We start from the raw sequence: 12255 nt of genomic DNA, 5'->3' as shown, positions 1-12255 counted from the left end.
GAGCGCCGCGACGAGCGTCCCTCGTTCAACCGCGACCGTCGTGACGACCGTCCGACCGGCGGCGGCTTCCGCTCCGGCGGCAACGACCGCCCGCAGGGCCGTCGTGACGACCGCCCGGCCACCGGCGGCTTCCGCTCCGGCGGCAACGACCGCCCCCAGGGCCGTCGTGACGACCACCGCACCAACACCGGCACCAACACCGGCACCTTCGGCCGCCGCGACGACAAGCCGCGCTGGAAGCGCAACGGCTGATCCGTCCGGCCGCCCGCGAGGGCGAAGGCCGTGACACCGTCCGACGGCAGGGCCCGTACGACACCGCACCGGTGCCGTACGGGCCCTGCCGCTTCCCGGCCCGCCGGGCGGGCGCCCGGCCGGTGATTCTCCGGCCTCCGGCACCGGACACCGGATACCGGATCGGCTGCCGGGCGGCGGCGGGCTATGCTCAGTGGTGGTTCGGCACGGGCCGTTAGCTCAATTGGTCAGAGCAGCGGACTTTTAATCCGTTGGTTGTGGGTTCGAGTCCCACACGGCCTACCGACCGCGGGCCGGAGGAATCCCTCCGGTCCGCGGCTCAGCGCCCCTTCCGGTTTCGACCGGGAGGGGCGCTCGGTCGTCTCCGGGGTGTGTACGGCCGGACGGCCCTTCGGTGTTGCCGCCCGGCCGGTCCGCCGGCCGCGCCGCTGCGGGAGTCGCCTGCCCGTGCCCGCCCCGACGGCGGTCGGCGCCGGTGCCCACCCGGCCCGTGCGAGAGCCTCGCCCCGCTGAGGAACGCTGACTCTCCGAGGCGCCGCGCACAGCTTCGTCGCGAACCACCGGGGCCGCCTTCGTTCTGCGCGGATCATTGACGGCTGCTCCGGGCCGACTTACCTTCGTCGCGTCGCGCTTCGTATGTCATATACGAGACGCTGAACGGGATCGCGGTACGCGAGCCCACCGGACGAAGGGGGGTGAGGAGCCGTCATGGACGCAGGCCTGAGACCGGGGCCCTCCCGCACCCGGGCCACCCGCCCCCGGTCCTTCCGGCCCGGGTCCTCCCGCGCCGGGTCCGCCAGGACCGTCCGGCCGGGGCTCCGTACGGAGCCGTAGCCCTCCCGGCCGACCGTCCCTCCCTCCGCCCCCGACCCCCGTCTCCGAGCCGCCGAGTCCCCCACCCCGGAAGGCCCGTCTCCGTGTTCCGCATCTGCGCCCCGGCACGCCGACGCCCGTCGTGCAAGCGCTTTCTACGCTCTCCGGGCCGCTCTCCGCCCCCGCCCGGCGTCGAGTCGACCCGCGCGGCCCCACCCGCGCGCAGGCCCGACCGGTGGGGGAGTTCCGACAGCGAGCACGCAGAGAAGAGAGTCCGCATGAGCAACCGCAGCAGCCGCCTCGCCACCGCGATCCTCCTGGTCTCCACCCTGGCAGCGACCGCCACCTCCTGCGGGGACGACGGCAGCGGTCTGGCCGGAGGGGGCGAAGGGTCCGGCACCGGGAAGATCGTCTTCTGGGACGAGAACGGCGGTGTCCGCACGGCGATCTGGAAGGAGATCATCGCGGACTTCGAGAAGGCCAACCCGGACATCGACGTGCAGTACGTCGGGATCGCCTCCACCGAGGCGCAGTCCAAGTACGACACCGCGATCCAGGGCGGCGGCCTGCCGGACGTCGGCGGCGTCGGCGCGGCGATGATCGCGGGACTGACCGCGCAGGACGCGCTGGAACCACTCGACGGCCGGGTCCAGGACAGCGCCCTCAAGGGCAAGCTCAACGCGGCGATGACCGAGAACGTGCGGGTGGCGGGCGGCCGGGACGAGACGTACACCGTGCCGATCACCGCGACCAACGGCGTGCTCTACTACCGCACCGACCTCTTCGAGAAGGCCGGGCTGGACGAGCCCGACACCTGGGACGAGTTCTACGCGGCCGCCGCCAAGCTGACGGACCGGCGGAAGAACGTCTTCGGCTACACGATCCGGGGCGGCCCCGGATCGATCGCGCAGGCGCTGGACGCGATGTACGGGCAGTCCGGCATCGAGTCGTTCTGGGACGCGGAGGGAACCACGACCACCGTCAACGACCCGAAGAACGTCGCCGCGCTGGAGAAGTACGTCGGCCTCTACAAGAAGGCCACCCCTGCGGCCGACCTCAACAACGACTTCACCAAGATGGTCGCCCAGTTCGACTCGGGATCCATCGGGATGCTCAACCACAACCTGGGCTCCTACCAGGACCACGTCCGGGCGCTGGGCGCCGGGAACTTCCGCGGGGTGCCCCAGCCCGAACTCCCCGACGGCACCCGCGTGATGGTCTCCAACCCGGTCTCCGGCCTGGGGCTGTTCCGGTCGTCCTCGAACAAGGCGGCAGCGTGGAAGTTCATCGAGTACGCCGCCTCCCACGAGGCCAACTCGAAGTTCAGCGAGTCGGCGGGCCTCATACCGGCGAACAAGGAGTCGGCGCAGGACGCCTGGATCGGCGAGGCGGAGACCACCAAGCTCGGGGTGGAGGCACTCTTCTCCGGCGACACCAAGATCGTGCAGCTGCCCTACTACCTGCCGGACTGGAACACCCTGACCAAGGCCGACAGCGAGCCCGGCTTCCAGAAGGTGCTCCTCGGCAAGGCGACGGCGAAGCAGTTCCTCGACGACTTCGCCGAGAAGCTGAACGCGGCGCAGACGGAGTGGCGGGAGACGAACGGCGACTGAGGGACCGGGCGGCGGGCGCGTCCGGCCCATTCGCCGGACGGCCGCTGCCCGGCCCTCGGGGTGAAGCCGTCGGGCGGCGGGCTCGCCGTCGCTCCCGGCGACCCCGGGGGCCGGGCTCCCGCCGCCCGCCGGCCACGGTCCGCGCGGGTCTCCGGGGCGCCCGGAGGCAAACGTGGTCATGAGCGCTCCGGGAATGACGTAGAGTTGTCTTTGTCGACGCGGGGTGGAGCAGCTCGGTAGCTCGCTGGGCTCATAACCCAGAGGTCGCAGGTTCAAATCCTGTCCCCGCTACTGAAGGACCGGGCCCGGCACGCATACAGCGTGCCGGGCCCGAGTCGTTTCCGGACGTAGACCCTTCCGCCCCCGGTCTCGGCGTCCCTTTCATGGCCGACGCGCGCCAAGTTCCCGGCCTCCGCGCCCCTTGCACAAGCCGCGCGCCTCAAGTTCCCCGTCTCCGCGCCCCTCCCACGGTCCGTGCGAGCCCCAGGACCCGGGCTTCCGCGTCCCCTGCCGCCGTGCGAGCGGACCCGCGCTTGACCTTGACGTCGCGTCAACCTCTAGCGTTTCCGGCATGGAGTGGTCCATCCAGGAGATCGCGAAGAAGGCCGGCACCACGAGCCGCACCCTGCGCCACTACGGCGAGCTGGGCCTGCTGCCCCCGAGCCGGACCGGCGCCAACGGCTACCGGTACTACGACCAGGACGCCCTGGTCCGGTTGCAGCGCATCCTGCTGCTGCGGCAGCTCGGCCTGCCGCTCGCGGCCATCGGGGACGTACTGGCGGGGCAGCGCGACACCGAGGCCGCCCTGCACACCCACCTGCTCCTGCTGGAACAGGAGCGGGAACGCATCGGGCGGCAGATCGCCTCGGTGCGGACCACTCTGCTCAGGACGACGGAAGGAGCGGCCCTGATGGCCGACGAGGTGCTGGACGGGTTCGACCACACGCGCTACGAAGCCGAGGTGACCGAGCGGTGGGGCGGCGACGCCTACCGGGAGGGCGACCGCCGGTGGCACGGGCTCGGCGCGGCGGCCAAGGCGGCGCACCTGGCCGCCCACGAGGAGCTGGCCCGCGACTGGGGCGCGGCGCGGCGCGCGGGGCGTGCGGCCGACGACGAGGTGGTGCGGGAGCTGGCCCGCCGGCACGTGGAGTGGCTGTCCGCCACGGTCACCCCCACCGCCGCCTATCTGACCGGTCTCGGCGAGACCTATGTGGCCGATCCCCGCTTCGGGCGCCACTACGACCGTCACGGCGAGGGCACCGCCGCCCTCGTCCGGGACGCGCTCGCGGACTTCGCCCGGCGCCGGCCCGAACTCGGCGGCGGGGCTCCGGCCTCCCCGTGACCGGTCGCGGGGAGCCGGGCGGAGCGTTCCCCCTTCCGGCCGATGAGGAGCCGCCGCCCGGCGCGGCTCCGCCCGCCCCGGCCGAGGAGCGGTACCGTCCGCAGCCGTGGGCGGACCGGGCAGGAGAGCACAGGTGGGGCAGCGGCAGTGGTGGCGGGGACTCGCCGGGAGCGCCGCCGTGCGGCGGTTCGTCCGCGCCCTGCCCGCGCTGCTGATCACGGGCGGCCTGTGCTTCGACATCGCGACCCCGCCCACCGTCACCGCCGTCCCGCTCTTCGTGGCCGCGCCCCTGGTCGCCGCCCCGTTCTTCTCCCTGGCCAGCACCGTGCGCACCGGCATCGCCGCCGTGCTGGCCGTGCTCGCGATGCGCGTCCACGCCGGCACCCTCACCCAGGTCGTCCCGATCATCGAGACCGCCACCGTGGTCACCGCCTCCGTGCTGGCCCTGGTCATCAACGGCGTCATCCGGCGCAACAACGAGCAGCTGGCCTCGGCCCGGGTCATCGCGGAGACCGCCATGCGCGCGGTGCTGCCCGAACCCGCGAGCCGGATCGGCGGGCTGCACGTCGCGGCCCGGTACGAGGCGGCGCAGGCCGACGAGTTCGTCGGCGGCGACCTGTTCGCCGTCGCGGACACCCCGTACGGGGTGCGACTGGTGGTCGGGGACGTACGGGGCAAGGGGCTCGGCGCGGTCGAGGCGGTCGCGGTGGTGATCGGGGCGTTCCGGGAGGCCGCCGAGCAGGAGCGTTCGCTGGAGGGGGTGGCGCAGCGGCTGGAGCGGGCGCTGGCCCGGGAAGGGGCGCGGCGGGGCGGGCTGGACGCGACCGAGGGGTTCGTCACCGCGGTGCTCGCGGAGATCCCGGCCGGCGGCTCCGAGGTCCGGCTCGTCAACCGGGGCCACCCCGAGCCGCTGATGCTGCACGCCGACGGGGCGCTCGACGTGTTGCGTCCCCGGGTGCCGGCGCTCCCGATCGGCATGGACCTCGGCGTGTGGCCTGACCGGGCGGACACCTGGGAGATGCCGGCCGGATCGACGCTGCTGCTGTTCACCGACGGGCTCTCCGAGGCGCGCGACCGGGCCGGGATCTTCTACGACCCGGCCGCCCGGCTCCGCGGCCGCATCTTCCCCGGCCCGGAGGAACTCCTGTCCGCGCTCACCGACGACGTACGGCTGCACACCGGCGGGCGGTCGACGGACGACCTGGCGCTGCTGGCGGTCGGGCGGCCGGGACGGGGGCAGCCGGAGCGCCGCAGGACGGTGCCGATCGTGGGCCGGGACGGCTCCTGAGACGTGCGCCGGGCCGGTCCGCGGCCGTTGTCCTGGGCGGTCCTCGCGGCCCGCGCGGACCACGGTGCGGTACGCGGCGACGGACGGTGACGGCGACGTCTCGCTCGATAACATATGACAGACCGTCAGAAAAACTGTTGAACGCGAAGAGTCCTCAACTCGCCCGAATCGGGGTGGTTATGCCCCGGTAAGAGCCGTCTCGCGGTTGGAACGATCAACAGGAACGGCTTGGAATCGGAGGTGTCTGTCTATTAACGTTCGATAACGCAACGCGGTCCCAGCCGTCGCCAAGGCGGCTCCGTGTGCGAGCGCCGAATTCCGCGAGGGAACCGGGGAACCACTTTCCTGGGGTGAATCGGACACCTGTGTCTCGTGAGAGACGCCCGGACGTCCGTAGGAGACCTTCCTGCTCCGAACCCGTCAGCTAACCCGGTAGGCGAGAAGGAAGGAAAGGAGTGCGCCCACGTGGCGTCCAACCAGCCTGCCCCCGAGGCCCCGTCACCCTTCACCGCGGACGGCTTCGGTACGTACGACGACCAGGCCGGATCCTGGGAGGAATGGAACCCCACCGCGGAGTCCGTCCGTCCCGTGCGCGGCCGGCACCGGGTGGCCAAGCAGCGAGGTCTCGCCCGTAGTTCCACCGTCCTCGGCGTCGGCGTCATCGCGGCCGTGGGTGCGGGGGGCATGGCCACCGCGCAGAGCAAGCCGCCGGTCTCCATCTCCCTTCCCGATTCCTTCGCGGACAATCTCCCCGACGCCAAGTCCCTTCCCGGGATAGGCAGTCTGCTGGGCGGCGACGAAGCCGCGGCCGCGGCCTCGGCAACGTCAACAGGTGTCGCGTCCGCGCCGCTCACCAGCGCGGGCATCACCACCGCCGAGGCGGAGCAGGGCTCCACCGACGCGGGCGAGGCGCTGCGCGCCCGCATCCTCCAGCAGGCCGAGCAGCAGCAGGCCAGCGCCGACGCCGAGGCGAAGGCGGCGCAGGAGGCGAAGGCCGCCGAGCAGGCCGCCGCCGAGGCGAAGAAGCAGCAGGACGCCGCCGAGGCCAAGATCGCGGCGGAGAAGAAGGCGGCCGAGGAGGCCGCGAAGATGAAGGCCGAGGCCGAGCGGCTCGCCAGGCTGGCCGCCAGCTACGCACTGCCGACCTCCTCCTACACGATCACCTCCACCTACGGTCAGGCCGGCACCATGTGGGCCTCCGGGCAGCACACCGGCCTTGACTTCGCCGCTCCGACCGGTACCCCGGTCAAGGCCGTGCACGGCGGCACCGTCAAGTCGGCCGGCTGGTCCGGTTCGTACGGCTACCGCACGGTGCTGGAGCTCGAGGACGGCACGGAGATCTGGTACTGCCACCAGTCCTCCATGGACGTCGTCGCCGGCCAGACGGTCACCACCGGCGACACCATCGGCCGCGTCGGCGCCACCGGCAACGTCACCGGGCCGCACCTGCACCTCGAAGTGCACACGGCCGGCGGCTCCGGCATCGACCCCATGGCGTGGCTGACCGGCAAGGGCCTCTCCGTCTGACAGTCTGTGTCTCGGCCCCCTCACCGTCCGCGTGACGGCCGGGGCCGCAGGACCGGCGTACGTCCGTTCCGCACCGGATCCGGTGCGCGTGACCGCGCCCGGATCCGCCCCGAACGCCGGCAGTCCTGACGTCCACCCCCCCCGACGTCGGGGCTGTCGGCCCGGAGCCCGCGGCGACCGGCCGCCTCCTTCCGGTCTCCCGGCGACCGCGCCCGCCACCCACCCCTCGGACATCCGCCCCGGCGCACGTACCGGCAGTTTTCGTGGCGTCCGCACCGGCAGCCGATCGTGCGGGTCAGGAATAGTGCCCTTCGGCGGGTTCGTTGAACCGATCATGACTTCTTCCCTGCGCACACTCGGCACGTCCGGACTCCAGGTCTTCCCGCTCGCCCTCGGCGGCAACGTCTTCGGCTGGACCGCGGACCAGGAGCAGTCGTTCGCCGTCCTGGACGCCTACGCGGCGGCCGGCGGCAACTTCGTGGACACCGCCGACGCCTACAGCGCCTGGATCCCGGGCAACCAGGGCGGCGAGTCGGAGACCGTCATCGGCAAGTGGATCGCCTCCCGGGCAAACCGCTCGGACGTCGTCGTCGCCACCAAGGTCGGCGCCCATCCCGCCTTCAAGGGACTCTCCGCCGCCACGATCAAGAGTGCGGCCGAGGAGTCGCTGCGGCGGCTCGGCACCGATCACATCGACCTCTACTACACCCACTTCGACGACGAGACCGTCCCCGTCGAAGAGATCATCACGGCCCTCGACCAGCTGGTGAAGGAGGGCAAGGTCCGCGAGATCGCCGCCTCCAACATCAGCCCCGAACGGCTCCGCGCCTCGCTGGACTTCTCCGAGCGTGAGGGGCTCGCCCGCTACGTGGCGCTGCAGCCGCACTACAACCTCGTCTCGCGCGACACCTACGAGGGCCCGCTCCAGGACACCGCCGCCGAGGCCGGACTCGCCGCCGTCCCGTACTTCGCGCTCGCCTCCGGCTTCCTCACCGGCAAGTACCGCCCCGGTACGCAGGTCGAGAGCGCCCGCGCCGAGAAGGCCGGCCAGCACCTGGAGTCCGAGCGGGGCCAAAGGGTCCTCGCCGCACTGGACGCGATCGCCCGGGAGCGGGACGCCGAGATCGCCACCGTCGCGCTCGCCTGGCTGGCCGCCCGGCCGACCGTCGTCGCACCGATCGCCTCGGCGCGCACCCCGGAGCAGCTGCCCGCGCTCCTCGCGGTCGCCGACACCCGGCTGACCGACGACGAGGTCGGCCGCCTCACCGACGCCTCCGCCTGACCGACGACGCCTGCGCCCGACCGACGCTTGCGTCTGACGGCGGGGCTCGTCACCGTGGTGACCCGGCCGGCCCCACGCCCCGCTCAGGGCGTGCGGTCGGCCGGGTCGCCGTCCGGCGTCCGCGCCGGCGGGTACGCGTCGCCCCCGCTTCCGGCCCGGTGCGGTGGGTACGGACGGGGCGACGGGTACGAATGGGGCGCGTGCGGAGTCGGCGTGTACGGAGGGCCGGCCGCCTGTGTCCCGGAGTATGTCCCGGCGTACGGATTGGGTGCGTACGTGTGGGGCGCGTACGGGGCGGCCCGGTGCGGAGCGGGCGCGTGCCCAGCCGGCGTGTACGGGGCCGGGGCGTACGGGGCCGGGGCGTACGGGGCCGGTACGCGCGGCTGTGGGTACGGGTACGGCGCGTGCGGGGGGTGGCCCGCGTACGGACCGGTGGGCGGGCGGCGGTGGGCCGCCGGACGGACGGTGGCCCGTGCCGCGTGGGCCAGGGCCGGTGCCGCCACCTCCCGGCGCTCCCACAGATGGTGCAGCAACTCCCGCTCCCGCACCGCGAAGTCGGCTGCGGGGCCCCGGTGCCGGGCGTCCCGGCGCAGTGCGGCGAGCGACGTCGCGAAGGACTCGTACTCCGCGACCGCACGGGCCGCCGCCCGCCCCCGCTTGCGGTCCCGCTGCCCGTGCCAGTGGCGCGCGAGATCGCGGGCCATGCCCCTGGCCCGCATCGACGCCAGCGCGTAGGGCTCGGCCGGAGTGAGCCAGCCGGCCGCGGCGTACGCGGGGAACTCGGCCGCGAGGGTGCGCAGTTCGCTGCGCCGCGACCAGAGCGCCAGCCAGGTCACCAGTGCGAACACGGGCATCATGAACCCGCCGTAGACCAGGTAGAAGCCGTAGTCGCCGAAGACCCCGGAGCCGTTCCACAGGGCGTGCATGCCCATCGCCAGCAGCAGACCCAGCGGTGGCAGCAGCGCACGGCGCGTCCGATGGCCGCGGGCCGCCTGCGCGGCCAGCCCGACGCCGATGCCGGACAGCACCGTGAACAGGGGATGCGCGAAAGGCGACATCACCACCCGCACGAAGAAGGTGCCGACCGTGATCGAGCCCAGGCCCCCGGTGCCGAGCTCCTGGTCCTCACCGAAGGCGTTGCCGAGATAGAGGATGTTCTCGGTGAACGCGAAGCCGGTGGCGGTGAACCCGGCGATCACGATCCCGTCGACGACACCGCGGAAGCCCTGTCTGCGGAACAGGAGGAGCAGCAGCACCGCCGCCGCCTTGACGCTCTCCTCGACCACCGGCGCGACGACGGTGGCGCCGAGGGTGTCCGCGCTGCCGGGATCGGCGGTCGCGGTGGCGATCCACCGGGTGGCGAAGGAGTTGGCGAGGATCGCGATGAGGGCGGCTGCGCACGCGCCCCACGCGAAGGCGAAGAGCAGGCTCCGCCAGGGCGCTGGCTCGACCCGGTCCAGCCAGCGGAACGCGGTGAGCAGCAGCGGCACGGGCAGGACCGCGAGACCCAGCCCGACCAGGAACCCCTCGGTCCCGGTCTGCTCGCGGACCAGCGCCAGGATCAGCAGCCCGCAGACGGCCAGGGCGACGACGACCGCTCCCGCGCGGAACGCCTTGCTGCGCCGGAGCATGCCGACCCGGCGCGGCCGGTAACGCCACTGGCCACGCTCCGGAACGGCGCCCAGGACCTCGGCGGGCGCTCGCCCTTCGAGGACCGGGACGGCCGGCTGCTGGTACTGCGCGGACCCGTCGGACACTCCACGACCCTAACGAGCGCCACCGACAACTGACCAGGGGCCACCCGGCCGCCCCGGCCGGAGGGTTCAGACGCGGGCGAACAACAGGTCGTGGACCACGTGGCCCTTGTCGAGGCCCTGGCCCTCGAAGCGGGTGAGCGGGCGGAACGCGGGGCGCGGGGCGTATCCGCCGTCGGCCGCGGTGTTCTCGAACCGGGGGTGCGCGGTCAGCACCTCCAGCATCTGCTCCGCGTACGGCTCCCAGTCGGTCGCGCAGTGCACCACCGCGCCGGGCTTCAGCCTCCCCGCCACCAGGTCGAGGAACTCCGGCTGGATCAGGCGGCGCTTGTGGTGCCGTGCCTTCGGCCACGGATCGGGGAAGTACACCCGCAGGCCGTCGAGGGACTCCGGCTTCAGCATCTCGCGCAGCAGGATGATCGCGTCGCCGTTGGCGACCCGGACGTTGGTGGCGCCGGCCCGCTCGGCGAGGCCGAGGAGGTTGCCCTGGCCGGGGGTGTGGACGTCGACCGCGAGGATGCCGGTGCCGGGGTCGTCGGCCGCCATCTGCGCGGTGGCCTCGCCCATGCCGAAACCGATCTCCAGCACGACCGGCAGGCCGCCGAACATCGCGTCGAGGTCCAGGACGCGCAGACCGTCGATGTCCAGGCCCCACTGCGGCCACAGCCGCTGGAGCGAGTCGAGCTGGCCGGCGGTGACCCGGCTGCGGCGCGGCTGGAAGCTGCGGATGCGGCGCTCGTGGTGCGAGCCCGCCGGGTCCGCCGAGGGACCGCCGGGGAACCGGGGCTCCTGGCGGAGCCTGCGCTGCCGCTCGAAGGACGCGGCCCGCAGGGCGGCGGCGTCGTCGGCCGTGCCGTGGGCGGTCGTCACGTCGTCGGCCGCGTCGCTGCCGGCCGCGCCGGCGTGGGGCCGGTCGGGACCGGACGCGGCGGCGGGGGCGTCGGTCGTCACGTCGTCGGCCGGGGCGGACACGTCGGGGGTGCCGCGCTCGGCGGGAGTGGTACCGGGCGTTCCGGGGGCGGGGTTCAGGGGCTGCTCAGACACAATGCCCCGATTCTACGGCGGGCGGTCTCCAGCCCGTCCCGCGCGCGGAGGCCAGCGCGCGGCGCGCCACCTCCCTCCCGAGGGGCAGCGCCACCGCGGCGACGGGCGTCGGCGCGTTCAGCACGTGGACCGTGTGCGGCGCCTCGCGGACGAGGAAGCCGTCGGTCAGTCCGCCGTCCGGGAGCATCGCCCGGGTGTGCACCGCGACGCCCGAGGGGCGCAGGTCGTCCTCGCCGAGATCGGGCAGCAGCCGGCGCAGGGCGGCGGTGAACGCCTCGTCGGACCACGGCCGCAGGGTCCCGGCCGTGCGGTGGCGCAGGTGGCGCACGGCCGTGCGCCAGGCGCCGGGGTGCTCCGCCGGCGCGGCGGTCCCGGACGCCGGGACGAGCGGGGCGCCGGCGCCCACGTGCAGGGCGCCGTCCGTGCCGCGGGTCAACCGCAGCCCGGCCGGGAAGCCCAGAGGGCCGGGGAGCCCGGCGGGGGGCACGGTGTGGACCTGTCCGCGCACCAGCTCCGGCCGGCCCACCGAGAACCGGGGTTCGCGGAACCGGACGAGCCGTATGCCGGGCCGGTCACCGGTCAGCCGGGCCACCCGGTCGGCGTGCGGTCCGGCGCAGTTGACCAGGGTCCGGGCCCGGACCACCGCGCCGTCCGCCGTGCGCACCGCGACGCCCCACGGTCTGCGGTCCACGGCGACCACCTCGCAGCCGTACCGGACGACGGCGCCCGCGGCGACGGCATCGGCGGCGAGGGCCGCCCGGACCGCCCCGGCGTCGGCCGTGCCCGCACCGCCGACCCGGATCCCGGCCAGGCCCCGCACCCACGGCTCGTACTCGGCGATCTGCGCGGGGCCGAGCTCCCGCACGGGCAACCGGTGCTGTCTGCCGCGCTGGGCGAGGGCGTGCAGCCGCGGCAGCTCGCCGCGGTCGGTGGCGACGATCAGCTCTCCGGCCATCGTGTGCCGGATGCCGTGCTCGGCGCAGAAGTCGGCCAGCTCGGCCGCGCCGCGCACGGCGGTGCGCGCCTCGAAGGAGCCGGGCCGGTGCCGGACGCCGCAGGCGATCACGCCGTCGTCCGGTCCGGGGCGGTCGACGGCTCCGGCCGCCGCCCGCTCCAGCACGGTGACCCGGACGCCGGGCGCGGCCCGCTCCAGGGCACGCGCCGTCGCCAGGCCGAGCGTCCCGCCGCCGATCACCATGACGTCGCAGTCGTACGCCGCGTGAGTCCTCACCACGCCACCTCCCACCCCGATAGTGCACTGGCCCACTGACAACGCCCTCAAACCCCCGGCGCGGCCCGGTTCCACCGGCGCGGCGCCGGACCGGACGGGTCGTGTGCGG

At 74.0% G+C, this 12255-nt stretch carries 8 protein-coding genes, 2 tRNA genes, 1 pseudogene and 1 riboswitch; of the genes and pseudogenes, 8 read left to right on the top strand and 3 right to left on the bottom strand.

What is annotated here, in order from left to right; translation table 11 throughout:
* From Q0994_RS33160 to Q0994_RS33125, 8 genes and pseudogenes are all read left to right on the top strand, one after another.
* Window positions 1-252 (top strand): annotated as a pseudogene (locus tag Q0994_RS33160) (RNA helicase); the annotation flags it as partial.
* Between the two features lie 208 nt (window positions 253-460).
* Window positions 461-534, top strand: a tRNA-Lys gene (locus Q0994_RS33155).
* Between the two features lie 809 nt (window positions 535-1343).
* Window positions 1344-2678 carry a sugar ABC transporter substrate-binding protein gene (locus tag Q0994_RS33150; protein ID WP_299542293.1) on the top strand — a complete coding sequence of 445 codons (1335 nt, stop codon included), beginning with the start codon at window positions 1344-1346 and terminating at the stop codon, window positions 2676-2678.
* A 217-nt stretch (window positions 2679-2895) separates the two neighbouring features.
* Window positions 2896-2969 (top strand) — tRNA-Met (locus Q0994_RS33145).
* 280 nt (window positions 2970-3249) lie between these two features.
* Window positions 3250-4020 carry a TipAS antibiotic-recognition domain-containing protein gene (locus Q0994_RS33140; protein WP_299542291.1) on the top strand — a complete coding sequence of 257 codons (771 nt, stop codon included), beginning with the start codon at window positions 3250-3252 and terminating at the stop codon, window positions 4018-4020.
* 133 nt (window positions 4021-4153) lie between these two features.
* On the top strand, window positions 4154-5308 hold the full coding sequence (locus Q0994_RS33135; RefSeq protein ID WP_299542289.1) for a PP2C family protein-serine/threonine phosphatase: 1155 nt from the start codon (window positions 4154-4156) through the stop codon (window positions 5306-5308).
* Between the two features lie 299 nt (window positions 5309-5607).
* A riboswitch (cyclic di-AMP (ydaO/yuaA leader) is annotated at window positions 5608-5762 on the top strand.
* Window positions 5763-5773: 11 nt separating this feature from the next.
* Window positions 5774-6835, top strand: a complete 1062-nt coding sequence (locus Q0994_RS33130) for a M23 family metallopeptidase (RefSeq protein WP_299542287.1) — start codon at window positions 5774-5776, stop codon at window positions 6833-6835.
* 334 nt (window positions 6836-7169) lie between these two features.
* Complete coding sequence (locus Q0994_RS33125) at window positions 7170-8117, top strand: aldo/keto reductase (protein WP_299542284.1); 948 nt, start codon at window positions 7170-7172, stop codon at window positions 8115-8117.
* An 83-nt stretch (window positions 8118-8200) separates the two neighbouring features.
* Here the strand turns inward: Q0994_RS33125 and Q0994_RS33120 are convergent, their stop codons facing one another.
* The 3 genes from Q0994_RS33120 to Q0994_RS33110 form a co-directional block, all read right to left on the bottom strand.
* The gene (locus tag Q0994_RS33120) at window positions 8201-9874 is read right to left on the bottom strand and encodes a PrsW family intramembrane metalloprotease (protein ID WP_299542282.1); all 1674 of its coding nucleotides are present in this window, start codon (window positions 9872-9874) and stop codon (window positions 8201-8203) included.
* A 66-nt stretch (window positions 9875-9940) separates the two neighbouring features.
* On the bottom strand, window positions 9941-10741 hold the full coding sequence (gene trmB / locus Q0994_RS33115) for a tRNA (guanosine(46)-N7)-methyltransferase TrmB (RefSeq protein ID WP_299542299.1): 801 nt from the start codon (window positions 10739-10741) through the stop codon (window positions 9941-9943).
* 166 nt (window positions 10742-10907) lie between these two features.
* Window positions 10908-12146, bottom strand: coding sequence for an FAD-dependent oxidoreductase (locus Q0994_RS33110; RefSeq protein ID WP_299542297.1), 1239 nt, complete (start codon window positions 12144-12146; stop codon window positions 10908-10910).
* Between the last annotated feature and the right edge of the window lie 109 nt (window positions 12147-12255).

It is taken from the genome of uncultured Streptomyces sp. (genome assembly GCF_947488945.1).
GTDB lineage: Bacteria > Actinomycetota > Actinomycetes > Streptomycetales > Streptomycetaceae > Streptomyces.
Note: the sequence above shows the minus strand (reverse complement) of the source record. Positions and strands in the feature narration are given on the sequence as shown.